Source organism: Thiohalobacter sp. IOR34 (assembly GCF_030406045.1).
Lineage (GTDB): Bacteria > Pseudomonadota > Gammaproteobacteria > Thiohalobacterales > Thiohalobacteraceae.
On record NZ_CP128988.1, the window covers coordinates 784,783 to 808,006 of the forward strand.

Consider the following 23,224-nt stretch of genomic DNA (forward strand, 5'->3'; position numbering starts at 1 on the left):
CCGCAAAAAGATCCATAGCCACGGAATCCACGGAAAAGAGCCACTGTTCCGGGAGACGCGCTGCGCGCGGACTCCCGGCAAGAAATCGTCCGTGTTTTCCGTGGCTATCGAATCACGCCAGCCGCTTGTACTTGATGCGGTGCGGCTGTTCGGCCTCGGCGCCCATGCGGCGCTTGCGGTCTTCCTCGTAGTCGGCGTAGTTGCCCTCGAACCACTCCACACGGCTGTCGCCCTCGAAGGCGAGGATGTGGGTGGCAATGCGGTCCAGGAACCAGCGGTCGTGGGAGGTGACCAGCACGCAGCCGGGGAAGTTGAGCAGGGCCTCTTCCAGGGCGCGCAGGGTCTCCACGTCGAGATCATTGGTCGGCTCGTCGAGCAGCAGCACGTTGCCGCCGCTCTTCAGCAGCTTGGCCAGGTGCACGCGGTTGCGCTCGCCGCCGGACAGCTCACCGACCCGTTTTTGCTGGTCGGTGCCGTTGAAGTTGAAGCGGGCCACGTAGGCGCGTGAGGGAGTCTCGTACCTGCCGACCTGGATAATGTCCTGGCCGTCGGAGATCTCCTCCCAGACGGTCTTCTTCGGGTCCAGTGCGTCGCGCGACTGGTCGACATAGGCCAGTTCCACCGTGTCGCCGATGCGCAGTTCGCCGCCGTCCGGTTGTTCCTGGCCAGTGAGCATGCGGAACAGGGTGGTCTTGCCGGCGCCGTTGGGGCCGATGATGCCGACGATGCCGCCCCTGGGCAGGTTGAACGACAGACCATCGATCAGCAGCCGGTCGCCGAAGCCCTTGCGCAGGTCTTTCGCCTCGACGACCAGGTCGCCGAGCCGCGGCCCCGGCGGGATGTAGATCTCCTGGGTCTCGTTGCGCGCCTGGAATTCCTGCGACTGCAGTTCCTCGAAGCGCTGCAGGCGGGCCTTGCTCTTGGCGTGCCGGCCCTTGGGGTTGGAGCGCACCCATTCCAGCTCGTGCCTGATGGCCCGCTCCCGCGCCGCCTGGGCCTTTTCCTCCTGGGCCAGGCGCTTTTCCTTGGCCTCCAGCCAGGCCGAGTAGTTGCCCTCGAAGGGGATGCCCCGGCCGCGGTCGAGTTCCAGGATCCAGCCGGCGACGTTGTCGAGGAAGTAGCGGTCGTGGGTGACGGCCACCACGGTGCCGGGATATTCGTGCAGGAAACGCTCCAGCCAGGCGACCGACTCGGCATCGAGGTGGTTGGTTGGCTCGTCCAGCAGCAGCATGTCCGGATTGGACAGCAGCAGCTTGCACAGCGCCACCCGGCGCCGCTCGCCGCCGGACAGCCTGGTGACGTCGGCATCCCAGGGCGGCAGACGCAGGGCCTCGGCGGCCACCTCCAGCTTCCGCTCCAGGTTGTGGGCGTCGGCGGCCTGGATGATGTTCTCCAGCCGGGCCTGCTCGGCGGCCAGGGCGTCGAAATCGGCGTCCGGCTCGGCATAGGCGGCATAGACGGCTTCCAGCTTCTCCTGCGCCTCCTTGATCTCGCCCAGACCTTCCTCGACGTTGCCGCGCACGTCCTTGTCCGGGTCCAGCTCCGGCTCCTGCGGCAGATAGCCGATCTTGATGCCGGGCTGCGGCCGGGCCTCGCCCTCGATCTCGGTGTCGACCCCCGCCATGATGCGCAGCAGGGTCGACTTGCCGGAGCCGTTCAGGCCCAGCACGCCGATCTTGGCGCCCGGGAAGAAGGAGAGGGAGATGTCCTGCAGGATCCAGCGCTTGGGCGGCACCAGCTTGCCCACGCCGTTCATGGTGTAAACGTATTGAGCCATACTCGATTTCGTGAACCGTGGTTGAAAGGGCGGCTATTATAACGGATAGCCGCGAAATACGCGGAACGGCGTGGATGGCCACGGAATCCATGGGCGTTTGGAGTTTTAGCCACGGAATCCACGAAACCCACGAAAAACATGGCCACGGAATCCACGGAAAAAGCTATTTTTCCGGGAGACGCGCTACGTGCGGACTCCCGGCAAGGAACCTTCCGTGTTTTCCGTGGATTCCGTGGCTATAGATCTTTTTGCGGATTTCGCGGGTTTCGTGGCCATATATCTTTGACTTTGCGGGTTCGTGGTCATGGCCCACGGGGGTTCGAGAGATGAACGTCTGCGTGACAGTCGGCGAGGCGCTGGCCCGCTATGGTTTTGGGGAGGGGCATCCCTTCGGGCCGGACCGGCTGGATGCCTTCTGGCGGCGCATGCAGGCCGAGGGGCTGGATGCGCGGGTGCGGGTGGTGGAGCCGTCGATGGCCGAGGCCGGCGAGATCGAGCGCTTCCATACGTCGGACTACATCGCCCGGGTGCGGGCGCAGTCGGAGAGCGGGGAAGGGTTCCTCGATTACGGCGACACCCCGGCCTTCGTCGGCGTCTACGAGGCGGCGGCGACCGTGGCCGGCAGCGTGCTGGCGGCGGTCGATGCGCTGGTCGCGGGCGACTGCCAGCGGGCCTTCGTGCCCATCGCCGGGCTGCATCACGCGCGGCGCGACCGGGCGGCCGGTTTCTGCGTCTTCAACGACTGCGGTGTGGCGATCGAGGCACTGCGTGCCAGGCACGGCATCCGCCGTGTCGCCTATGTCGATATCGACGCTCACCATGGCGACGGTGTTTTCTACGCCTTCGTCGATGATCCGGAGCTGATCTTCGCCGATATCCACCAGGACGGCCGCACCCTCTACCCCGGTACCGGCGATCTCACCGAGACCGGCGAGGGCGCGGCGGCCGGCACCAAACTCAACATCCCGGCCCCGCCCGGGGCCGACGACGCCTTCTTTTTCGAGGCCTGGGAGCGGGTCGAGGCCTTCGTCCGGGCCGGCCGGCCCGAGTTCGTCATCCTCCAGTGCGGCGCCGACAGCCTGGGCGGCGATCCCATCACCCAACTGAATTTCACCGCCGCCGCCCACGGTCACGCCGCCGCCCGGCTCAGCATTCTGGCAGACGAGTGTTGTCAGGGGCGTCTGCTGGCATTGGGTGGCGGCGGCTACAACCGCGACAACCTGGCCGCCGCCTGGACGGCGGTGGTGCGGGCGATGCTCGAATCTGCCACCGCGGGTTGAATGGCCACGAAATCCACGAAACCCACGAAATCGCAAAAAGATCTATAGCCACGGAATCCACGGAAAACAAGGAAGGTTCCTCGCCGGGAGTCCGCGCGTGGCGCGTCTCCCGGAAAAAACAATTTTTCCGTGTTTTCCGTGGCTATGTTTTTCGTGGGTTTCGTGGATTTCGTGGCTAAAACTCTAAACATCCGTGTTTTTCCGTGGATTCCGTGGCCATAATCCTTTTCGATCGAACGATACAGGGTCATTACGAGGCTGGTAGGTGAAATTTCTCTGCGACGAGATGCTGAAGGGGCTGGCCCGCTGGCTGCGGGCAGCCGGCTATGATGCCGAGTTGGCCACCGACGGTGAAGGTGACCGGGCGCTGCTGGAGCGGGCGCGGCGGGAGGGGCGGCTGCTGCTGACGCGGGACCGCAAGCTTCTGGAATTCCGCGATGCGGGGCGTGACGTGCTGCTGCTCGAGTGCAACGGCCTGGCCGAGTGCGCCCACGAGCTGGTCGCCCGCCTTGGCCTCGACTGGCAGCATCGGCCGTTTACGCGTTGCCTGGTGTGCAATGTCCCTGTGGAGCCGGCGGGTCCGGAGGATGCGGACCGCGTCCCCGCCGACGTGCGCGAGGGGCCCCTGTACCGCTGCCCCCGCTGCGGGCGGCTCTACTGGGAGGGCAGCCACGTGCGCCGCATGCGCACACGGCTGGCCGATTGGAAGACTAGATAATTACGCAACTTGCTGAGTATATAGGTATTTTTAAAATAGCCACGAAATCCGCGAAACCCACGAAAATGCTTTGCGTCTAGGGGTCTTGATAGCCACGGAATCCACGGAAAAAAGCTGTTTTTTCCGGGAGACGCGCCACGCGCGGACTCCCGGCGAGGAACCTTCCGTGTTTTCCGTGGATTCCGTGGCCATAGATCTTTTTGCGGGTTCCGTAGGTTTTCGTGGATTCCGTGGCCATCCCCTCCCTCCCTTCCCGGATCCCTGCCAGAATGCCCCCAAATCGGCTATCATTGGCCGCTTTCGCCCGCCCCTCCTGGCGCGGGCCGTGATTCTGGTCAGATTCAGAGGTGAACGATGTTCCGCAAAGACATGACGATCGCGGGTTATGACGACGAACTGTGGCAGGCCATCCAGGGCGAGGAGCGCCGCCAGGAAGAACACATCGAGCTGATCGCCTCCGAGAACTACACCAGCCCGCGGGTGATGCAGGCCCAGGGGTCGGTGCTGACCAACAAGTATGCCGAGGGCTATCCGGGCAAGCGCTACTACGGTGGCTGCGAGTACGTGGACATCGCCGAGCAGCTCGCCATCGACCGCGCCAGGCAGCTGTTCGGTGCCGACTACGCCAACGTCCAGCCGCATTCCGGTTCCCAGGCCAACGCCGCGGTCTACATGGCGCTGTGCGAGCCGGGCGATACCATCCTCGGCATGAGCCTGGCCCATGGCGGCCACCTGACCCACGGCGCCAGGCCCAACTTCTCCGGCAAGATCTACAACGCCGTGCAGTATGGCCTGAACCCGGAAACCGGCGAGATCGACTACGACGAGGTGGAGCGTCTGGCCCGGGAGCACAAGCCGAAGATGATCATCGGTGGCTTCTCCGCCTATTCGCGTGTGGTGGACTGGCAACGCTTCCGGGATATCGCCGACGCCGTGGGCGCCTGGCTGTTCGTGGACATGGCCCACGTGGCGGGGCTGGTCGCGGCCGGTCTCTACCCCAACCCGGTGCAGATCGCCGACGTCACCACCACCACCACCCACAAGACCCTGCGTGGCCCGCGCGGCGGCCTGATCCTGGCCAGATCCAATCCGGATGTCGAGAAGAAGCTCAACTCGCTGGTTTTCCCCGGCATCCAGGGCGGCCCGCTGATGCACGTCATCGCCGCCAAGGCGGTGGCCTTCAAGGAGGCCATGGAGCCCGAATTCAAGACCTACCAGCAGCAGGTGATCAGCAACGCCCGCATCATGGCCGAGGTGTTCATGGCGCGCGGCTACGACGTGGTCTCCAAGGGCACCGACGACCATCTGTTTCTGGTCAGCTTCATCGAGGCCGGGCTGACCGGCAAGGATGTCGACGCCTGGCTGGGTGCCGCCAATATCACGGTCAACAAGAACGCCGTGCCCAACGATCCACAGTCGCCCTTCGTCACCTCCGGCATCCGGGTCGGCACGCCGGCGATGACCACCCGCGGCTTCGGCGAGACCGAGGCGCGCGAGCTGGCCGGCTGGATGTGCGACATCATCGATGCCCGCGGCGAGCAGGCGGTGATCGATGCGGTGAAGACCAAGGTTCTGGATCTCTGCAAGCGTTTTCCGGTGTATCCGGACTGAATCGTCATGCACTGTCCCTTCTGCGGCGCCGAGGAGACCAAGGTCATCGACTCGCGCTTGACCAGCGAGGGGGCTCAGGTGCGCCGTCGCCGCGAATGCCTGGGTTGTGGCGAGCGCTTCACCACCTTCGAGCAGGCGGTGCTGGTGATGCCACGCATCGTCAAGCGTGACGGTACCCGCGAGCCGTTCAACGAGGAAAAGATGCGCGCCGGCATTCTGCGGGCCCTGGAGAAGCGGCCGGTGGCGACCGAACAGATCGAGGCTGCCATCGAGCGTATCCAGCACCGTCTGCATGCCAGCGGCGAGCGCGAGTTGCCCTCGCAGCAGATCGGCGAATGGATCATGCAGGAACTGCGCAGCCTGGACCAGGTGGCCTATGTGCGCTTCGCCTCGGTCTACCGCAGTTTCCAGGATGTCAACGCCTTCCGCGAGGAGATCGAACGCCTGGAGCGCGAACCGACCCCGGAAGAGCGGCGTGATCAGATTCCGCTGATCCCGGACGACGAATGAGAACAGCCACGGAAGACACGGACAAATCGATTGCCGGGAGACCGCGCGCAGCGCGTCTCCCGGAAACTGGGATGTTTTTCCGTGGATTCCGTGGCCAAAATCCTTTCATGGGTTCCGGGGCCCTGTGATCATGGGTTCGTCCGACGATTACCGCTACATGGCCCGGGCGCTGCGCCTGGCGCGGCTCGGGCTGTACACCACCGATCCCAATCCGCGGGTCGGCTGCGTGATCGTCCGTGACGGGGCCGTGGTCGGCGAGGGCTGGCATGAGCGGGCGGGCGGGCCGCACGCCGAGATTCATGCCCTGCGGGCGGCGGGCGAGGCGGCGCGGGGTGCGACCGCCTACGTGACCCTGGAGCCCTGCTGTCACCACGGCCGTACCCCGCCGTGCAGCGAGGCGCTGATCGAGGCGGGCGTGGCGCGGGTGGTGGCGGCCATGGAAGACCCCAATCCGCGGGTGGCCGGCGAAGGCCTGGCGCAGTTGCGCGCCGCCGGTATCGAGGCCGAGGCCGGCGTGCTGGCCGCCGAGGCCGAGGCGCTCAATCCCGGCTTCGTCTCGCGCATGCGCCGCGGCCGGCCTTTCGTGCGCTGCAAGCTGGCCATGAGTCTGGATGGGCGAACGGCCATGGCCTCGGGCGAGAGCCAATGGATCACCGGCGACGCGGCGCGGGCCGATGTGCACCGCCTGCGGGCGCGCAGCTCGGCCATCCTCACCGGCATTGGCACGGTGCTGGCGGACGACCCTTCGCTGAATGCGCGTCTGGAAGAGGGCGTCGGGGTGAAGCAGCCGCTGCGGGTGGTACTGGATGCCCACCTGGCGATGCCGCCGACGGCCCGGATGCTGTCGCTGCCGGGCGAGACCCTGGTGCTGACCCGGGCCCGCGAACCGGCCTTCCGCGAGGCGCTGGAGGCGGCCGGTGCCGAGGTGATGCGCCTGCCGGGCAGCGCCGACGCCCTGGATCTCAATGCGGTCATGGACTGCCTGGCGGAGCGCGAGGTCAACGAGCTCCTGGTCGAGACCGGCGCGGTGTTGGCCGGGACCCTGCTGCGCGCCGGGCTGATCGACGAACTGGTGGTCTACCTGGCGCCGCACATCATGGGCGACGCCGCGCGCGGCCTGTTCCACCTGCCGGGGCTGGAGGCGATGCAGGACCGGATCGGCTTGGAGATCCGCGATGTCCGTGCGGTGGGCAGGGACTGGCGGATCACCGCCGTACCGGAAAGGGTAGGATAGCCACGGAACCCACGGAAAGATATTTCAACTCGTTGCACCATTTCTGCGGTGCAATGTTCCCGGAGGTGCTCCACCTCGGGGAGTGAAAAAGAGGGGTGGAAGCCACTCTTGCGCCACACCACAGTAGCGGTGTGACGAGGAAGGTTTGAACTTTCGTGGGGTTCGTGGATTTCGTGGCCAGCCATGGGGTGAGCGAATTCCTCGTTACACTGCCACTGCGGTGTGGCGAGTTGGAAACATGGTGTTTTGTCCGTGTTTTCCGTGTATTCCGTGGCCATACATGCATGAGGTTGTTTGATTATGTTTACCGGCATCATCGAAGCCGTCGGCGAAGTCGCTGAACAGCAGCCGAAGGGCGAGGACCTGCGGCTGCGCATCCGCACCGGCAAGCTGGATCTCGGCGACGTGGCGCTGGGCGACAGCATCGCGGTCAGCGGCGTCTGCCTGACCGTGGTGGATCTGCCCGGCGACGGCTTCTGGGCCGATGTCTCCGGGGAGACCCTGGCAAAAACGGTGCTCGGTGATCTCAAGACCGGCAGCCGGGTGAACCTGGAGAAGGCGCTGACCCCGACCACCCGCCTTGGCGGCCATCTGGTCAGCGGTCATGTCGACGGCGTCGGTGAAGTGATCGAACGTCGCCCCGAGGGCCGTTCGGAACGCTTCCGCATCCGGGCGCCGGCGGAGCTGGCGAAGTATATCGCCCAGAAGGGTTCGATCTGCGTCGATGGCGTCAGCCTCACCGTGAACGCGGTCGAGGGCGCGGTCTTCGACCTCAATATCGTGCCCCACACCCTGGCCGAGACGACCATCGACGACTACCGTCCGGGACGCCGGGTCAACCTGGAGGTGGACCTGATCGCCCGCTACCTGGAACGCCTGCTGCTAGGCGAGCGGGCGGCCGAGGCCGGTGGCGGCATCAGCGAGGCCTTCCTCGCCGAGCACGGCTTTCTGAAATGAACATCCTGCTGACACGAGACCTATGAAACTGAATACACCCGAAGAGCTGATCGAGGACATCCGCCAAGGACGGATGGTCATCCTGATGGATGACGAGGACCGCGAGAACGAGGGCGATCTGGTCATGGCCGCCACCAAGGTAAGCGCCGACGACATCAACTTCATGGCCAAGTACGGCCGCGGCCTGATCTGTCTGACCCTGACCCGCGAACGCTGCCGGCAGCTCAACCTGCCGCTGATGGTGCAGGACAATACGGCCCAGCTCAGCACCGCCTTCACGGTCAGCATCGAGGCGGCCGAGGGCGTGACCACCGGCATCTCGGCGGCCGACCGCGCGGTGACCGTGCAGACCGCCGTGGCCCCCGATGCCAGGCCCTCCGACATCGTCATGCCGGGGCACGTCTTTCCGCTGATGGCCCAGCCCGGCGGCGTGCTGAATCGTGCCGGTCATACCGAGGCGGGCTGCGACCTGGCGCGCCTGGCCGGCCTTGAACCGGCAGCGGTGATCGTCGAGATCCTCAACGAGGACGGCACCATGGCGCGCCGCCCCGACCTGGAGAAATTCGCCGCCGAGCACGGCCTCAAGATCGGCACCATCGCCGATCTCATCCACTACCGGATCGAGAACGAAAAGACCGTCGAACGGGTCAGCGAATGTCAGCTGCCCACCGAGTTCGGCGAATTCCGCCTGATCGCCTTCGAGGACAGCATCGACCAGGATGTGCATCTGGCGCTGATCTATGGCGAGGTGGACTACGAACAGCCGGTGCTGGTGCGGGTGCACGTGCAGGGCATGCTCTGCGACCTGCTCGGGGCCACCACCAGCGACTGCGGCTGGCCGCTGCGCCGCGCCCTGCAGCGGGTGGCGGAGGAGGGCAGCGGCATCGTCATCGTGCTCGGCAAGCCGGAAGACCCGCAGTCGCTGATCCGCCGCATCGAGCACTACCGCGAGGCCGGTGCCCAGACGGCGCTGCCCAAGCGGTCGCGCGAGGAACTGCGCACCTTCGGCATCGGCGCCCAGATCCTGGCCGATCTGGGGGTGAAACAGATGCGGGTGCTGAGCGCGCCGGTTAAGATGCACGCCATCCAGGGCTTCGGCCTGGAGGTGGTGGAATACGTGCCCTGTGACTGAGATCTAGATTTCCAAGGAACCTGAATCATGAGCAAGATGACCGAATTCGAAGGCAAGCTGACCGTCAAGGACACCCGCTTTGCGCTGCTGGTGGCGCGTTTCAACAGCTTCGTGGTGGAGAGCCTGCTGGACGGCGCCGTCGATGCCCTGAAGCGGCATGGCGCGGAGGACAAGGATCTGCACGTCATTCGCGTGCCCGGCGCCTTCGAGATGCCGCTGGCCGCGCAGCGCCTGGCCGCCAGCAGGCAGTACGATGCCATCATCGCCCTCGGCGCCGTGATCCGTGGCGGCACGCCGCATTTCGAGTATGTCGCCGGCGAATGCACCAAGGGCCTGGCCCAGGTCAGCATGCAGCACGACATTCCGGTCGCCTTCGGCGTGCTGACGGTCGATTCCATCGAGCAGGCCATCGAGCGTGCCGGCACCAAGGCCGGCAACAAGGGCGTCGAGGCCGCCATGTCGGCAATCGAGATGGTCAACCTGCTGCGTGGTCTGGGGTCCTGAAACGGTGTCCGTGATGCGTGCCTCGCACAAGCCGTCGCCTGCGGCGCGCAACCGGGCCCGGCGCCTCGCCATGCAGGCCCTCTACCAGTGGCAGCTGAGCGCCACCGAGCCGACCGAACTGGTCCGCCAGTTCGAGTCCGATGACGAGTTTCGTGGTGTCGACCGCGACTACTTCGAGGCGCTGGTGCGCGGTGTCACCGACGCTGTAGAGGAACTGGATGCCCTGTTCGAGGCCGACCTCGACCGGCCGCTGAAGGAGATCGATCCGGTGGAGAAGGCCGTGTTGCGGCTGGCCGCCTACGAACTGCGGAGCCGTCTGGACGTGCCCTACCGGGTGGTGCTCAACGAGGCCGTGGCCCTGACCAAGAAATTCGGCGCCGAGCAGGCGCACACCTATGTCAACGGCGTGCTCGACAAGCTGGCCCGGAGGCTGCGCAGCGCCGAGCAGTGAATCCATATGGTTCGACAGCCCCGGCAGATCGCGGCCTGGAGGCCGCTCCTACGGGGCATGGCGACGTAATTTGGTGTAGGAGCGGCCTTCGGGCCGCGATGGGATTGCCGCCACGATCGCGGCGTGGACGCCGCTCCTACAGGGCACGGCGGTTGGTGTGGGGCGGTCTCCCGGCCGCGATGGGGGTTGCCGCCTGAATCGCGGCGTGGACGCCGCTCCTACGGGGCATGGCGGTTGGCGTAGGAGCGGTCTCCCGGCCGCGATGGGATTGCCGCCGGAATCGCGGCGTGGACGCCGCTCCTACGGGGCATGGCGGTTGGTGTGGGGGCGGCCTCCCGGCCGCGATGGGATTGCCGCCGGAATCGCGGCGTGGACGCCGCTCCTACGGGGCATGGCGGTTGGTGTGGGGGCGGTCTCCCGGCCGCGATGGGATTGCCGCCGGAATCGCGGCGTGGACGCCGCTCCTACGGGGCACGGCGGTTGGTGTAGGAGCGGTCTCCCGGCCGCGATCATGACAGGCCCTAGATCACCCTGTCATTCCCCCCGTCGATCGGGATCTGCGCGCCGGTGGTCTTGGCGAACAGCGGTCCGGCCAGGGCGCAGGCCAGTTCGGCCACGTCCCGCGAGCGGATCTCGGTCTTCAGCAGGTTCTTGGTCTTGTATTCTTCCACGCTGAGTCCGTAGTGGCGGGCGCGCTTCTCCAGCACCTCCTCGGTCCAGATGGCGGTGTCGAAGACGGCGTCCGGATGCAGGACGTTGACACGGATGCCGTCACCGGCCAGTTCCAGCGCGGCCACCCGGGCGAGCTGGGTCATGCCGGCCTTGGCCACGGAATAGCTGGAGGCGCCCGGACCGGGTGCCGGGACGTTCTTGGAGGCGATGAAGACCACGGCCGGCTCCAGGCCGAGCTTGAGGAAGGGGATGCAGGCGGAGAGCACCCGCTGGTGGCTGGTGAGGTTGATCGCCATGCTTCTGTCCCAGGCGGCCTCATCGAGTTCCTCGATACGCGCGCTCAGCGGGAAGGTGCCGGCATTGCTGACCAGGATGTCGAGGCCGCCGAAGTGGCTGACCAGGCGGCGCAGCGCGGCGCGGATCTGTGCACTGTCGGTGACGTCGCAGCGCAGGCCGAGCACCGCGTCCGTGGTGAACAGGCTTTCGATATCCGGGTCGATATCCAGCGCGGCCACCACCGCGCCCTGATCGATCAGGGTTTCCACGCAGGCCTTGCCGATGCCGCTGGCCGCCCCCGTGACCAGGGCGATCCGTCCCTGCAGCGGAGGTGAGCGGCGGTCCTTCTTCAGCTTGGCCTGTTCGAGTTCCCAGTATTCCATGTCGAAGATGTCCTTCTCCGGCAGAGCCCGCCAACCGCCCAGTCTTTCCGCCTGGAGGATGCTCTTCATGGTATGCCGGTTGATGTCGGCGATGATGCCGAGCTCGCTGGCGCTGACCCCGAACTGCAGGCTGCCGGCCCCCGGCCAGACCGCCCAGCGGGGTGCCGGGTCGAGACAGCTCAGCCCTTCGCTACGGTGGCGTTCGAAATAGCGCCGGTAGTCCTCGGCGAAGGCGTCGATGGCGGCGAGCGGATCCTCGTCCAGCAGCGCCGGCGTGCGCTTGGTGCGGATGACGTGGTCCGGTGTCAGCGGCCCCTGGCTGGCGATCTCCCGCAGCCGTGCCTGGCGCGAGAAATGGAGTGACAGGGGGGCGTCGGAGAGCTGTCCCAGGCAGGCCTGGCCACGGAGCTTCGAGACCCGCCGGCGGATGGCCGCCAGCTGCAGCAGGTGGTCCTCGTCGATGGCTGGTGGTGGCGTCGGCGGCAGCTCGAGTTCGGCGCCCCGCTCACGGATATGGGCCTCGGCCCGGTCGACGATGTCGATCATGCGCTGGTAGCTGGTTCTGGCGTCGTCGCCGAAGCTGAAAACACCGTGATGCAGCAGGATGATGCCCTCGTACTGCGACCAGTCGAGGTCGCGGGTGCGCAGGTAGACGTCGCGGGCGAGGACGAAGCCGGGCATCACGTAGGGCAGGATCAGCACCCGTTCGCCATAGAGTTCCCGCAGCAAGGCCTCGCCGTCCGGGGTGTTGCTCAGGGTGACCACGGCATCGGCGTGGGTGTGGTCGACGAAGGTGAAGGGGATCAGGGCATGGAGGATGGCCTCCACCGAGGGGTTGGGGGCACCGGGGTCGATCATCGCGGTACGCTGCAGGCGCACCATCTCACTGTCGCTGAGGCTTTCGAGCCGGGCCATCTTCAGCAGCACGTCCATCTTCACCGCGGGAAAGCCGGCGGCCTCGATGCTGGCCAGATCCCAGCCGCTGCCCTTCACATAGAGCAGGGACTGTGGCTCGCCGAAGAAGTCGGGCTGCTCGATCTTGACCGAGGTGTTGCCGCCGCCGTGCAGCACCAGGTCCGGATCCTGGCCCAGCAGGCGCGAGCTGTAGACCCGCAGTTTCAACGGATCGCCGCCCAGTGCGGCGGCTTCGGCATCGTTCCATCGGTTCTTCATCGGCGTCCCCCGGAGTCTGGATGAGGAAGGCCATTGTATACGAGGGCATGACCCGCTGCGGGGCGGGTGGTCTGGACTCCGCCCCCCCGAGGCCGGATACTCGCGTCATGCCCCTGGACGAGTTTTCCCTCATCGAACGCTACTTCGATGCGCCCTGCGCGCGCGGCGACGTGCGACTCGGCATCGGTGACGACGCCGCGCTGCTCGATGTTCCGTCGGGACGGTCGCTGGCGGCGGCCATCGATACCCTGGTGGAGGGGGTGCACTTCCCGCCGGATACGCCCCCGGAGGCGATCGGTTACAAGGCCTTGGCGGTCAATCTCAGCGATCTGGCGGCGATGGCTGCCGAGCCGGCCTGGGCCACCCTGGCCCTGACCCTGCCACGGGCCGAGCCGGCCTGGCTGGACGCCTTTGCCGCCGGCTTCTTTCGCCTGGCGGAGCGCCATGGCGTCTGCCTGGTCGGTGGCGACACCACCCGTGGCCCGCTGACCGTCACCGTGCAGGCGCATGGCTTCGTGGACGCCACACCGCTGCGTCGCGACGGGGCCCGGCCGGGTGACCGGATCCTGGTCACCGGCAGCCTGGGCGATGCCGGCCTCGGCCTGCGTGCGGCGCGCGGTGAGCTGCAGGGCCCGGAGGCGGCCGTTCGTTACTGCCTCGACCGCCTCCGCTATCCAGCCCCACGCCTCGCGCAGGGCCGGCTGCTGCATGGCCAGGCCTCGGCCGGCATCGATGTCTCGGATGGCCTGCTGGCCGATCTGCAGCATCTGCTCGATGCCGGTGGCGTCGGGGCCGAGCTGGAGGTCGACTGCCTGCCGCGCTCGCCGGCCTTCTGCGAGCTGGTGAAGGCGGACAGCGACGACTGGTTCGAGCTGCCGCTGTCGGCGGGCGACGACTTCGAACTCTGTGTCACCGTGCCCGAGGCGCGGATCGCCGCGGTCTGCGAGGCCTTTGCCCGCGAGGCGCTGCCCCTGACTGCCATCGGCCGCATCGTCGCCGAGCCCGGCCTGCGTTGCCGGCGTGCAGACGGAAGTGCCTGGCAGCCACGCAGCCTGGGCTGGCGGCACTTCGAAGGAGAGGGCGGGTGAAGCGGCATCCGCCCGTGCCGCCGCGCCTGCTGCGCGACCCCGGCCATCTGCTGGCGCTCGGCTTCGGCAGCGGCCTGGCACCGGTCGCTCCGGGCACCTTCGGCACCCTGGCGGCGATCCCCCTCTGGTGGCTGGGCAGTCAGCTGTCGCTGTCGCTGTACCTCGGTCTGCTTCTGCTGCTCTCGCTGCTCGGCATCTGGCTGTGCGGCCGTACCGCACGGGCCCTCGGCGTGCACGACCACCCGGCCATCGTCTGGGACGAGTTTGCCGGTTTCCTGCTGACCATGGCCTGGGCACCGGCCGGCTGGATCTGGCTGCTGCTCGGCTTCGGTCTGTTCCGGCTGTTCGACATCTGGAAGCCCTGGCCGATCCGCTTTCTCGACCGGCGGCTGGGCGGCGGGCTGGGTATCATGCTCGACGATCTGCTGGCCGGGGCCTTCGCCGCGGTGGTGATCTACGGTTTGGGATACGGGGGGCTGGTATGAGCTGGCGTCCGGTCGCTGCCGTTCTCCTCCTGGCCCTGGCCAGGAGCCTCCCCGCCGCCGACATCGAGGTGCTGGCGCTGTTCGGTGAACGGGCCATGCTCCGTGTCGACGGGGTGAAGCATCTGCTGCGGGTGGGGGAGTCGACACCGGAGGGTATCCGCCTGCTGGCCACCGACACGGCCGGTGCCCTGCTGCGGATCGATGGCCGCGAGCAGCGGGTGCCACTCGGTGCCCGGGCCCGGGCCGTCGGTGGTGCCGGCGCCGCAGCCGCGGGCGGGGCCGAGGTGGTCGTCTGGCGTGACACCCACGGCATGTTCCGCACCGTCGGCAGCATCAACGGCATGCCGGTCGATCTGCTGGTCGATACCGGTGCCACCTTCGTCACCCTGAGTGCCGTGCAGGCGCGGCGTCTGGGGATCGACTTCCGGGTCGAGGGGGAACGCGGCCGGGTGATGACGGCTTCCCGTCCGGAGCTGGCCTACCGGGTGCGGCTGGATCGGGTCCGGCTCGGCGGCATCGAGCTGCGCAACGTGTCGGCGGTGGTGCTGGACGGGCCGAATCCGCCACTCACCCTGCTGGGCATGTCCTTCCTGCGCCGCCTGCAGATGGAGAACGACGGCGAACGCCTGGTGTTGCGCCGCAGGTACTGAGTCTGCACGAGCTGCTATAATGCCCCGCCGGGCCGCACCGCGGCCACCCTGGCGCGAGATGTGGGACAGCGATGATCACCGACCAACAGCTGACGGAATACGGCCTGCCGTTCGGGCTCGTCCTGTTGATCCTCTACATGGTCTTCATCGTCTACCGCCTGGGCAAGGACTCCAAGGCCGGCCGCTTCGGCATGTTCGTGCTCTTCCTCGGCCTGATGGTCGGTGTCCTGGGCTTTTCCATCAAGTTCGTCATCAAGCTGTTTCTTCAACAGAATGTCGGTTGATCCCCGTCAGGGTTGACGCAGATCAAGGCGTTTTGACGCCGGAAATGTCAGAAAAGGACAGGTCTCCAGTCGGGGCCATTCTTTGATTCAGATTCAACCTGTCCCGCAGTGGCCGTCGGCGTGCTGCGGGAGGGAGGAGGGGGTGCATGAACAAGTTTTCGAAGGCAGTGGCGGCGGTTTCCGCCGTGGTACTGGCCGCTCTTGCGGCGCCGGCCGGCGCCTGGACGGACGATCTGGAGATCCTCAAGGACGTCAACACCCTCTGCAAGTTCGAGCCGGAGGCGCAGTGCTCCTGGGCCGTCCGTGTCGGTGCCCAGGCACCCGGCGTGGACATGCATGACGCCTCCATGGCCTCCATGCGGCTGGACGGCGCCAACCTGCGTGGCGCCAACCTGGCACGGGTCATCCTGCAGCTGGCGAATCTCAAGGGTGTGGACCTGATGCTGGCCAATCTGGAGGGAGCGCACATGCACGGTGTCAACCTGCAAGGGGCCAATCTGATGCTGGCCAACCTGCGCCATGCCAATCTGCTGGATGCCGACCTGAGTGATGCCAACCTGCGCGGCGCCAACATCGATGGCGCCATCCTGCTCAAGGCGAAGCTGGACAACGCCACCTGGGTCGATGGCCGCACCTGTGCGCCGGGTTCGGTCGGGGAGTGCCTGTAGCGCTGGGGGGCTGGAGTCTGCCGGATTTGGGCGGTCGTGCTCGCTCTCCCACCCGCGCAGTAGATCAGCCCCGAGTCCGACGGGCTGCCAGCCCGGATATTGCGTCAGGACCCCGGATGATGGCGTGCCTTGACCCGCCGGGGGATCGCGGCCTGGAGGCCGCTCCTACGGGGCATGGCGGCACCACGGTAGGAGCGGCCTCCAGGCCGCGATTGGTGTGGTGTTAAAGCCCTGGCCCGGATATTGCGCCAAGGATTCGATGCTCAGGGCGGAGCTGGCAAAGCAGGTTGGTCGATCCCCCTTGAACCATGGCTACGGCTATGCTTCTGCTGTCGGGCTCAGCCGGCCTCGGCCTCCTTGTCGTGCACGATCATGGCGTAGGCCGAGTGGTTGTGGATGGACTCGAAGTTCTCCGACTCCACCACATAGGCCGCGACTCGCTCGTCCTGGTTGAGCCGGGCGGCCACGTCGCGCACCATGTCCTCCACGAACTTGGGGTTGTCGTAGGCGCGTTCGGTGACCGCCTTCTCGTCCGGCCGCTTGAGCAGCCCGTAGAGTTCGCAGGACGCCTCCTGCTCGACCATCTCGATCAGCTCTTCGATCCAGATGAAGCCGCGGGTGCGGACGTTGATGGTGACGTGCGAGCGCTGGTTGTGGGCGCCGTAGTCCGAGATCTTCTTCGAGCAGGGGCAGAGGCTGGTCACCGGCACCACGATCTTGATGTTCATCTGCGGCCGGCCATCGCGGATCTCGCCGATGAAGGTCACGTCATAGTCCATCAGACTCTGCACCCCGGACACCGGCGCCGTCTTGTTGACGAAATAGGGGAAGTTCATCTCGATGTGGCCGGCCTCGGCCTCCAGCAGCTCGGTCATCTCGCCGAGCATCTCCTTGAAGGAGTCGACGGTGATCTCCTTCTCGTGGCGATTGAGGATCTCCACGAAGCGTGACATGTGCGTGCCCTTGAAGTTGTGTGGCAGGTTGACGTACATGTTGAAGGTGGCGACGGTGTGCTGCTCGCCGTCGGAGCGGTCGCTGATCCGCACCGGATGGCGGATGTCCTTGATACCCACCTTGTCGATGGCGATCTGGCGCGTGTCGGCGCTGCTCTGGACATCGGCGATAGGGCAGCAGCCGGTCTCGCTGCCGGGCTTGGGCTGGCTCATGGCAGATCAATCCTCTGTATAGCGAACGCAGGCGCGGTCCGTTTCCCACAGGGTCACCGAGCGGACCCTGACGCGGTCGTCGTTCAGGATCTGCGCCAGTTCGCGATAGAAATAGGCCGCGATGTTCTCCGCGGTCGGGTTGGTTGCGTCGAAGGGCGGCAGCTCGTTCAGGTACTGATGGTCGAGCCGCCCGGCGATGTCATTGGCGGACCGCTTGATGAGCTTGAAGTCCAGTCCCATGCCGATCTCGTCCAGCTGGCGTGCCTCGACCTCGACCTCGACCTTCCAGTTGTGGCCGTGCATGCGCGCACAGGCGCCCGGGTAGCCGCGCAGGGTATGGGCTGCGGCGAACTCGGTCAGGACCCGCAGGGTGTAGCAGGCGCTCATCTGCGCCTCCCGGAGGGCCAGGGGAACGGCTGGCCGGTTGCACAAGGGGCTTTCATCTAACTGGCATCCGCTTTGCTGAAAGAGGCGGGCTGCGAGACTAAGCGATCGTCCCCGGCTGCGCAATTTCCGCCACCCAGCCGCCGGTTTATGACCGCGCAGATGCCAGCCACATCCAGCCCGCAGTCGGCGAGCAGTTCCTCGCGGCTGCCCTGTTCGACGAAGCCGTCGGGCAGGCCGAGATTGAGCAGGGCCGGCTGCAGACCGGCCGCGGCCAGGCATTCGCCGACGCCGGCCCCGGCTCCGCCAGCGACCACGTTTTCCTCCAGGGTGACCAGCAGCCCGTGCTCAGCCGCCAGCTCACGGATCATCGCCTCGTCCAGTGGCTTGACGAAGCGCATGTTGACCACGGTGGCATCCAGACGTTCACCGGCCTCCAGGGCTGCGGCGAGCAGGCTGCCGAAGGCGAGCAGGGCGACGTGCCGGCCGCGGCGCCGCAGTTCGGCCCGGCCGATCGGCAGATCCTGCATCTCGCGCTGCACGCTGGCGCCGGGCCCCGTGCCACGCGGGTAGCGTACCGCGGCCGGTCCCTCGTGGCGATGGGCGGTGTACAGCATCTGCCGGCATTCGTTCTCGTCAGAGGGGGCCATCAGCAGCAGATTGGGGACGCAGCGCAGATAGCTGAGGTCGAAGCTGCCGGCGTGGGTGGGGCCATCCGGGCCGACCAGGCCGGCGCGGTCGATGGCGAAGGTCACCGGCAGGTTCTGCAGTGCCACGTCGTGGATCAGCTGGTCGTAGGCGCGCTGCAGGAAGGTGGAGTAGATGGCGACCACCGGGCGAAACCCCTCGCAGGCCAGGCCGGCTGCAAAGGTGACACTGTGCTGCTCGGCGATGCCGACGTCGAAATAGCGCTCGGGGTAGCGCTCGGAGAATTCCACCAGGCCGGAGCCCTCGCGCATCGCCGGGGTGATGGCGACCAGTTGCGGGTCGGCCTCGGCCATGTCGCAGATCCAGTCGCCGAATATCCGGGTGTAACTCGGTCCGCTGCTGCTGCCTGCCTCGACCTTGCCGCTGTGCGGGTCGAAGCGGCCGACGCCGTGGAAGGCGCAGGGGCTGGCCTCGGCCGGCGGGTAGCCCTTGCCCTTGCGGGTCACCACGTGCAGCAGACGCGGGCCGTGCAGGCCGCGCACGTTCTCCAGGGTGCGGATCAGCATCGGCAGGTCGTGGCCATCGATCGGACCGAGGTAGTTGAAACCCAGTTCCTCGAACAGGGTGCCGGGGACCACCATGCCCTTCATGTGTTCCTCGGCGCGGCGTGCCAGCTCGGCCACCGGCGGCAGATTCTTCAGCACCCGCTTGCCGCCCTCGCGCATGGTCGAATACATGCGTCCGGCCAGCAGCCGGCCGAAATAGTTCGACAGGGCGCCGACATTGGGCGAGATCGACATCTCGTTGTCGTTGAGGATCACCAGCAGGTCGGCGTCTGCGTCGCCGGCGTGGTTCAGCGCCTCGAAGGCCTGGCCGGCGGTCATGGCGCCATCGCCGATGATCGCCACCACGCGTCGCCGCTCGCCGCTGCGCGCGGCGGCCAGGGCCATGCCGGTGGCGGCGCTGATCGAGGTGCTGGAGTGGCCGACGCCAAAGCTGTCGTAGGGGCTCTCGTCGCGTTTCGGGAAGCCGGACAGGCCGCCCTTCTGGCGCAGGCTGGCCATCTGCCGGCGGCGTCCGGTGAGGATCTTGTGCGGGTAGCTCTGGTGACCGACATCCCACACCAGCCGGTCCTCCGGCGTGTCGTAGACGTAGTGCAGGGCGAGCGTCAGCTCCACGGTGCCGAGGCCGGCGGCGAGATGCCCGCCGGTGCGGCTGACCGATTCGATCAGGAAGGCGCGCAGCTCGCGGGCCAGCTCGGGCAGCCGCTGCGGGGGCAGGGTGCGCAAATCGGCAGGCGAATCAATGCGTTCCAGCAGGGGGTAGGCGCTGTCGCTCATGCGGGAAAGGTCGCTCAAAGCAAAGAATTATCCCGCTTGGGCTGCCGCTATTCAAGGCCGGCCCCGGCAGGGGGGGGCCTGTCCTCGATCTCCCGCCGTCACAGTCGCTGGGTGATGACTCGGGCTAGCCCTGATATTGCACCAAGGCGGCCCGCATGATCGGAGTGCAGGCTGACATACAAGGCCGGGAGGCTCGCAAATGGCTCCTCACGGCGGGGTACGGTTTGTGGCAGGCTCCGTGGGCCGGGGTGGCAGGATGGCGGGTACCCCTTGCGCCTCGATCGCGGCCTGGAGACCGCTCCTACAAAACAAGAGGTTCCGCCCTACCCTGTAGGAGCGGCGTCCACGCCGCGATTTTGGTGGCAACCCCCATCGCGGCCGGGAGGCCGCTCCTACGGAGCATGGCGGCACAATATGTTGTCGTAGGAGCGGTCTCCAGGCCGCGATCGGGGGATCCACGGCGGGCAGTGCCCGGGGTCAATCGAACAGGCACAAAGCCGGGTTACGGGTTCCCGACCCATTTGCCAGTCTGCACGCCGATCAGCGGGCCGCCTTGTTGCAATATCCGCTAGTGATTGCGCTCGACGATGTAGCGGGCGATGCCGCGCAGCGGATCGGCTGTGGCATCGAATTCGCGCAGGCTGTGCAGGGCATCGTCGACCAGTTCCCGGGCGCGGCTGCGTGCGCCGTCCAGGCCGAGCAGGGCGGGATAGGTGGGCTTGTCCAGGGACTGGTCGGCGCCGGCGGTCTTGCCCAGGGTGGCGGTGTCGCCCTCCACGTCGAGGATGTCGTCCTGGATCTGGAAGGCCAGTCCGATGCACTTGGCATAATGATCGAGGTGCTGGAGGCTGTCCTCGGCCACGTCCGGCCGGCACAGGGCACCCATCACCACCCCGGCACGGATCAGCGCCCCGGTCTTGTGGATGTGCATGTCTTCCAGCTCGGCGAGGGTCAGCGTCTGGCCGACCGAGGCCAGGTCGATGGCCTGGCCGCCGACCATGCCGCGCGAGCCGGCGCTGCGCGCCAGCAGCTCGATCATGCGCAGCCGGGTTGCGGGGGGCAACGCCTCGCCGCGCCGCGCCAGGATGTCGAAGGCCAGGGTCTGCAGGGCATCGCCGGCGAGGATCGCCTCGGCCTCACCGAAGGCCCGGTGGCAGGTCGGCCGGCCGCGGCGCAGCTCGTCGTCGTCCATCGCCGGCAGATCGTCGTGGATCAGGGAGTAGGCGTGGATGCATTCCAGCGCGGCGGCGGGCACGTCGAGCACGCCGGGGGCGGCACCCACGGCCCGACCGCTGGCGTAGACCAGCACTGGCCGGATGCGCTTGCCGCCGTCCAGCGTGGCATAGCGCATCGCCTCGTGAAGCCGCTGGGGATGGGTGGCCGCCGCCGGCAGCCAGCGTTGCAGCGCCGCCTCGATCCGCGCGCGTGCCTCGTCCAGGAAGGCCTGCAGGCCGGGCTCAGCCGGCGTCGGGGTTGTCGAAGGCTTCGGGTTCGCCATGGTCTTCGAGGAGTTGTTCCACTTTCTGCTCGGCGGCCTGCAGGGCCTGCTGGCAGCTGCGGGTGAGCTGGATGCCGCGTTCGAAGGACTTGAGCGACTCCTCCAGGCTCATGTCGCCCTGTTCCATCTTCTCGACCAGCGCCTCCAGTTCGGCGAGGGTCTTCTCGAAATCCGGCGGGGACTTTTTGCGGGGCACGCGGCGGGTTTCCTGTGTTGGTAAAGGTACAAGCGCTTTACGGTAGCGTGCCGGAGGTATAGGGTCAACGCGGCGGCGTGCGTGACGGCATGCCACTTGACAGGTCGTGTCGGCCTGTTTAGAGTCGATGCCCCAGTTTTAGACTGAGTCTAATTTGGGGGTGGGCGGTGGTCCGCCCCCGGTCTCAACCCTATCCGGAGGAAGCCAGTTATGGAACTGAAAGGCAGCAAGACCGAAGAGAATCTGAAGGCCGCATTCGCGGGCGAGTCCCAGGCCAACCGGCGCTATCTCTATTTCGCCACCAAGGCCGACGTGGAAGGCTACAATGACGTGGCCGCCGTGTTCCGCTCCACCGCGGAAGGCGAGACCGGTCATGCCCATGGCCACCTGGAATACCTGGAGGCCGTCGGTGACCCGGCCACCGGCCTGCCGATCGGCAGCACCGCCGACAACCTGAAGGCGGCCATCGCCGGCGAGACCCACGAGTACACCGACATGTACCCGGGCATGGCCAAGACGGCCCGCGATGAGGGTTTCGACGAGATCGCCGACTGGTTCGAGACCCTGGCCAAGGCCGAGCGCTCGCACGCCAACCGTTTCCAGAAGGCACTGGATACGCTGGACGACTGAACGCCGGCTTCAGGGTCTGAACGGACGGAAGGGGTCGGCGCTGTGCCGGCCCTTTCTGTTTCGGCGCAGTGTCGATCATCTTAGGGCCTGTTAACAGGCCCCTGGTAGCAGGAGGAGGCAGCATGTCAGCACCTACCGAAGGCAAGCGCGAGGGCAGTCTGGAGGCGCCTACCCGGCACCCGCTGAACTGGCAGGAGGCGGACTTCTACGACGAGCAGGATCTGTTCGCCGAGCTGGAACGGGTGTTCGACATCTGCCATGGCTGCCGTCGCTGTTTCAATCTGTGTCATGCCTTCCCCACCCTGTTCGACGCCATCGACGAGTCGGACACCATGGAGCTCGATGGCGTGCCGCGCGAGGTCTACTGGCAGGTGGTCGACCACTGTTACCTCTGCGACATGTGTTTCGCGACCAAGTGCCCCTATGTGCCGCCTCACGAATGGAACATCGATTTCCCGCACCTGATGCTGCGTGCCAAGGCGGTGCGCTTCCGTCAGCAGGGTGCCCGGCCACGCGACCGTCTGCTCAGCGCCACCGACACCGTCGGCCGGCTGGCCGGCATCCCGGTGGTGGCCCAGATGGTGAATCTCGCCAACCGTCTGGAACCGGTGCGCGACCTGATGGAGACGGCGATCGGGGTGCATGCCAGGGCCAAGTTGCCGCCCTATCAGAGCCGCACCCTCTACCGGCGGGCCGGCGATCGCCAGCCCAGGGCGGTGGAGCCGCGCCCCGCGGGACCGACCCGCGGCAAGGTGGCGCTGTTCGCCACCTGCTATGGCAACTACAACGAGCCGGACATCGGTGAGGACCTGATCGCCGTGTTCGAGCACAACGACATTCCGCTGCGCCTGGTCGGCAAGGAGCGCTGCTGTGGCATGCCCAAGCTGGAGCTGGGTGACCTGGAGGCCGTGGCCGAGGCCAAGGCGGCGAACATCCCGCAGTTGCTGGCGCTGATCGAGGAGGGTTGGGATATCGTCGCCCCGGTGCCCTCCTGCGTGCTGATGTTCAAGCAGGAACTGCCGCTGATGTTCCCCGACGACGCCGATGTGGCCCGGGTGCGGGCACACGTCTACGATCCCTTCGAATACCTGATGCTGCGTCACCGTGACGGTCTGCTGAAGACCGACTTTGCGCAGCCGCTCGGCACCGTCGCCTATCACGTGGCCTGTCACCTGCGGGTGCAGAACATCGGCCTCAAGACCCGCGAGCTGCTGGAGCTGATCCCCGATACCCGGGTGCACCCCATCGAGCGCTGTTCCGGGCACGACGGCACCTATGCGGTGAAGCGCGAGTTCCACGAGATCTCGATGAAGATCGGTCGGCCGGTGGTCAAGCGCGTCGAGCAGGCCGCGGCCGATCACTATGGCAGCGACTGCCCGATGGCCGGCCACCAGATCGAGAACGGCCTGGCCGACGGCCGGGCGCCGGAGCATCCGCTGCGCCTGCTGCGCCTGGCCTATGGCATCTGAGCCGTCCGCGGCCTGCAGATGGCCGTGAAAAGCCGGTGTT

At 66.8% G+C, this 23,224-nt stretch carries 23 protein-coding genes; 16 read left to right on the forward strand and 7 right to left on the reverse strand.

Annotation, left to right across the window (positions count from 1 at the left end; all coding sequences use genetic code 11):
- Positions 1-112: 112 nt before the first annotated feature.
- Positions 113-1,777, reverse strand: a complete 1,665-nt coding sequence (gene ettA, locus QVG61_RS03720; protein ID WP_289931983.1) for an energy-dependent translational throttle protein EttA — start codon at positions 1,775-1,777, stop codon at positions 113-115.
- Between the two features lie 326 nt (positions 1,778-2,103).
- Here ettA and QVG61_RS03725 point away from each other — a divergent pair, with 326 nt between their 5' ends.
- The 9 genes from QVG61_RS03725 (at position 2,104) to nusB (ending at position 10,174) form a co-directional block, all read left to right on the forward strand.
- Positions 2,104-3,057 (forward strand): acetoin utilization protein AcuC, encoded by a 954-nt coding sequence (locus QVG61_RS03725; protein ID WP_289931984.1) that lies wholly within the window; start codon positions 2,104-2,106, stop codon positions 3,055-3,057.
- Between the two features lie 265 nt (positions 3,058-3,322).
- Positions 3,323-3,775 carry a Mut7-C RNAse domain-containing protein gene (locus QVG61_RS03730; RefSeq protein WP_289931985.1) on the forward strand — a complete coding sequence of 151 codons (453 nt, stop codon included), beginning with the start codon at positions 3,323-3,325 and terminating at the stop codon, positions 3,773-3,775.
- 354 nt (positions 3,776-4,129) lie between these two features.
- On the forward strand, positions 4,130-5,386 hold the full coding sequence (gene glyA, locus QVG61_RS03735) for a serine hydroxymethyltransferase (RefSeq protein WP_289931986.1): 1,257 nt from the start codon (positions 4,130-4,132) through the stop codon (positions 5,384-5,386).
- Between the two features lie 6 nt (positions 5,387-5,392).
- A complete protein-coding gene (gene nrdR, locus QVG61_RS03740) occupies positions 5,393-5,896 on the forward strand; it encodes a transcriptional regulator NrdR (RefSeq protein ID WP_289931987.1) in 504 nt (167 codons plus the stop codon).
- Between the two features lie 130 nt (positions 5,897-6,026).
- Positions 6,027-7,130, forward strand: coding sequence for a bifunctional diaminohydroxyphosphoribosylaminopyrimidine deaminase/5-amino-6-(5-phosphoribosylamino)uracil reductase RibD (gene ribD, locus QVG61_RS03745; protein WP_289931988.1), 1,104 nt, complete (start codon positions 6,027-6,029; stop codon positions 7,128-7,130).
- A 300-nt stretch (positions 7,131-7,430) separates the two neighbouring features.
- Positions 7,431-8,087, forward strand: coding sequence for a riboflavin synthase (locus tag QVG61_RS03750; protein ID WP_289931989.1), 657 nt, complete (start codon positions 7,431-7,433; stop codon positions 8,085-8,087).
- Between the two features lie 22 nt (positions 8,088-8,109).
- The gene (gene ribBA, locus QVG61_RS03755) at positions 8,110-9,219 is read left to right on the forward strand and encodes a bifunctional 3,4-dihydroxy-2-butanone-4-phosphate synthase/GTP cyclohydrolase II (RefSeq protein ID WP_289931990.1); all 1,110 of its coding nucleotides are present in this window, start codon (positions 8,110-8,112) and stop codon (positions 9,217-9,219) included.
- A gap of 27 nt (positions 9,220-9,246) precedes the next feature.
- Positions 9,247-9,723, forward strand: a complete 477-nt coding sequence (gene ribE, locus QVG61_RS03760) for a 6,7-dimethyl-8-ribityllumazine synthase (RefSeq protein ID WP_289931991.1) — start codon at positions 9,247-9,249, stop codon at positions 9,721-9,723.
- Between the two features lie 13 nt (positions 9,724-9,736).
- Positions 9,737-10,174 carry a transcription antitermination factor NusB gene (nusB, locus tag QVG61_RS03765; RefSeq protein WP_289931992.1) on the forward strand — a complete coding sequence of 146 codons (438 nt, stop codon included), beginning with the start codon at positions 9,737-9,739 and terminating at the stop codon, positions 10,172-10,174.
- A gap of 521 nt (positions 10,175-10,695) precedes the next feature.
- Here nusB and QVG61_RS03770 read toward each other — a convergent pair.
- Positions 10,696-12,678, reverse strand: a complete 1,983-nt coding sequence (locus QVG61_RS03770; protein ID WP_289931993.1) for a bifunctional aldolase/short-chain dehydrogenase — start codon at positions 12,676-12,678, stop codon at positions 10,696-10,698.
- Positions 12,679-12,785: 107 nt separating this feature from the next.
- On the opposite strand from QVG61_RS03770, the gene thiL reads away from it, so the two are divergent.
- The 5 genes from thiL to QVG61_RS03795 all read left to right on the forward strand — a co-directional run bounded on the left by thiL (position 12,786) and on the right by QVG61_RS03795 (position 15,853).
- Positions 12,786-13,766, forward strand: coding sequence for a thiamine-phosphate kinase (gene thiL, locus QVG61_RS03775; RefSeq protein WP_354671180.1), 981 nt, complete (start codon positions 12,786-12,788; stop codon positions 13,764-13,766).
- Positions 13,763-14,251: a phosphatidylglycerophosphatase A gene (locus QVG61_RS03780; RefSeq protein ID WP_289931994.1), complete on the forward strand. Its 489-nt coding sequence runs from the start codon at positions 13,763-13,765 to the stop codon at positions 14,249-14,251. Before thiL ends, QVG61_RS03780 begins: the two co-directional genes overlap by 4 nt.
- Positions 14,248-14,901, forward strand: a complete 654-nt coding sequence (locus QVG61_RS03785) for a retropepsin-like aspartic protease (protein WP_289931995.1) — start codon at positions 14,248-14,250, stop codon at positions 14,899-14,901. The genes QVG61_RS03780 and QVG61_RS03785 overlap by 4 nt, the downstream gene beginning before the upstream one ends.
- 71 nt (positions 14,902-14,972) lie before the next feature.
- Positions 14,973-15,185: a DUF2788 domain-containing protein gene (locus QVG61_RS03790; protein WP_289931996.1), complete on the forward strand. Its 213-nt coding sequence runs from the start codon at positions 14,973-14,975 to the stop codon at positions 15,183-15,185.
- Between the two features lie 146 nt (positions 15,186-15,331).
- Entirely contained in the window at positions 15,332-15,853 is a 522-nt protein-coding gene (locus QVG61_RS03795; RefSeq protein ID WP_289931997.1) for a pentapeptide repeat-containing protein, read from the forward strand.
- 338 nt (positions 15,854-16,191) lie between these two features.
- On the opposite strand, the gene folE2 is transcribed toward QVG61_RS03795, so the two are convergent.
- The 5 genes from folE2 to QVG61_RS03820 all read right to left on the reverse strand — a co-directional run bounded on the left by folE2 (position 16,192) and on the right by QVG61_RS03820 (position 21,085).
- Positions 16,192-17,019 carry a GTP cyclohydrolase FolE2 gene (gene folE2 / locus QVG61_RS03800; protein ID WP_289931998.1) on the reverse strand — a complete coding sequence of 276 codons (828 nt, stop codon included), beginning with the start codon at positions 17,017-17,019 and terminating at the stop codon, positions 16,192-16,194.
- A gap of 6 nt (positions 17,020-17,025) precedes the next feature.
- Positions 17,026-17,406: a 6-carboxytetrahydropterin synthase QueD gene (queD, locus tag QVG61_RS03805; RefSeq protein ID WP_289931999.1), complete on the reverse strand. Its 381-nt coding sequence runs from the start codon at positions 17,404-17,406 to the stop codon at positions 17,026-17,028.
- A gap of 56 nt (positions 17,407-17,462) precedes the next feature.
- Entirely contained in the window at positions 17,463-19,391 is a 1,929-nt protein-coding gene (dxs, locus tag QVG61_RS03810; RefSeq protein ID WP_289932708.1) for a 1-deoxy-D-xylulose-5-phosphate synthase, read from the reverse strand.
- Between the two features lie 568 nt (positions 19,392-19,959).
- Positions 19,960-20,889 carry a (2E,6E)-farnesyl diphosphate synthase gene (gene ispA, locus QVG61_RS03815; RefSeq protein WP_289932000.1) on the reverse strand — a complete coding sequence of 310 codons (930 nt, stop codon included), beginning with the start codon at positions 20,887-20,889 and terminating at the stop codon, positions 19,960-19,962.
- Positions 20,849-21,085 (reverse strand): exodeoxyribonuclease VII small subunit, encoded by a 237-nt coding sequence (locus QVG61_RS03820; protein ID WP_289932001.1) that lies wholly within the window; start codon positions 21,083-21,085, stop codon positions 20,849-20,851. Before QVG61_RS03820 ends, ispA begins: the two co-directional genes overlap by 41 nt.
- A gap of 210 nt (positions 21,086-21,295) precedes the next feature.
- On the opposite strand from QVG61_RS03820, the gene QVG61_RS03825 reads away from it, so the two are divergent.
- Complete coding sequence (locus QVG61_RS03825) at positions 21,296-21,715, forward strand: rubrerythrin family protein (RefSeq protein WP_289932002.1); 420 nt, start codon at positions 21,296-21,298, stop codon at positions 21,713-21,715.
- Positions 21,716-21,837: 122 nt separating this feature from the next.
- Positions 21,838-23,184 carry a heterodisulfide reductase-related iron-sulfur binding cluster gene (locus QVG61_RS03830; protein WP_289932003.1) on the forward strand — a complete coding sequence of 449 codons (1,347 nt, stop codon included), beginning with the start codon at positions 21,838-21,840 and terminating at the stop codon, positions 23,182-23,184.
- Positions 23,185-23,224 lie beyond the last annotated feature (40 nt).

What these genes read in the sequence shown, in the direction of transcription:
- ettA (WP_289931983.1), bottom strand. Translation starts at nt 1,777, where the DNA reads ATGGCTCAATACGTTTACACCATGAACGGCGTGGGCAAGCTGGTGCCG.
- QVG61_RS03725 (WP_289931984.1), top strand. Translation starts at nt 2,104, where the DNA reads ATGAACGTCTGCGTGACAGTCGGCGAGGCGCTGGCCCGCTATGGTTTT.
- glyA (WP_289931986.1), top strand. Translation starts at nt 4,130, where the DNA reads ATGTTCCGCAAAGACATGACGATCGCGGGTTATGACGACGAACTGTGG.
- nrdR (WP_289931987.1), top strand. Translation starts at nt 5,393, where the DNA reads ATGCACTGTCCCTTCTGCGGCGCCGAGGAGACCAAGGTCATCGACTCG.
- ribD (WP_289931988.1), top strand. Translation starts at nt 6,027, where the DNA reads ATGGGTTCGTCCGACGATTACCGCTACATGGCCCGGGCGCTGCGCCTG.
- QVG61_RS03750 (WP_289931989.1), top strand. Translation starts at nt 7,431, where the DNA reads ATGTTTACCGGCATCATCGAAGCCGTCGGCGAAGTCGCTGAACAGCAG.
- ribBA (WP_289931990.1), top strand. Translation starts at nt 8,110, where the DNA reads ATGAAACTGAATACACCCGAAGAGCTGATCGAGGACATCCGCCAAGGA.
- ribE (WP_289931991.1), top strand. Translation starts at nt 9,247, where the DNA reads ATGAGCAAGATGACCGAATTCGAAGGCAAGCTGACCGTCAAGGACACC.
- nusB (WP_289931992.1), top strand. Translation starts at nt 9,737, where the DNA reads ATGCGTGCCTCGCACAAGCCGTCGCCTGCGGCGCGCAACCGGGCCCGG.
- QVG61_RS03770 (WP_289931993.1), bottom strand. Translation starts at nt 12,678, where the DNA reads ATGAAGAACCGATGGAACGATGCCGAAGCCGCCGCACTGGGCGGCGAT.
- thiL (WP_354671180.1), top strand. Translation starts at nt 12,786, where the DNA reads ATGCCCCTGGACGAGTTTTCCCTCATCGAACGCTACTTCGATGCGCCC.
- QVG61_RS03785 (WP_289931995.1), top strand. Translation starts at nt 14,248, where the DNA reads ATGAGCTGGCGTCCGGTCGCTGCCGTTCTCCTCCTGGCCCTGGCCAGG.
- QVG61_RS03790 (WP_289931996.1), top strand. Translation starts at nt 14,973, where the DNA reads ATGATCACCGACCAACAGCTGACGGAATACGGCCTGCCGTTCGGGCTC.
- QVG61_RS03795 (WP_289931997.1), top strand. Translation starts at nt 15,332, where the DNA reads ATGAACAAGTTTTCGAAGGCAGTGGCGGCGGTTTCCGCCGTGGTACTG.
- folE2 (WP_289931998.1), bottom strand. Translation starts at nt 17,019, where the DNA reads ATGAGCCAGCCCAAGCCCGGCAGCGAGACCGGCTGCTGCCCTATCGCC.
- queD (WP_289931999.1), bottom strand. Translation starts at nt 17,406, where the DNA reads ATGAGCGCCTGCTACACCCTGCGGGTCCTGACCGAGTTCGCCGCAGCC.
- dxs (WP_289932708.1), bottom strand. Translation starts at nt 19,391, where the DNA reads ATGAGCGACAGCGCCTACCCCCTGCTGGAACGCATTGATTCGCCTGCC.
- ispA (WP_289932000.1), bottom strand. Translation starts at nt 20,889, where the DNA reads ATGGCGAACCCGAAGCCTTCGACAACCCCGACGCCGGCTGAGCCCGGC.
- QVG61_RS03825 (WP_289932002.1), top strand. Translation starts at nt 21,296, where the DNA reads ATGGAACTGAAAGGCAGCAAGACCGAAGAGAATCTGAAGGCCGCATTC.
- QVG61_RS03830 (WP_289932003.1), top strand. Translation starts at nt 21,838, where the DNA reads ATGTCAGCACCTACCGAAGGCAAGCGCGAGGGCAGTCTGGAGGCGCCT.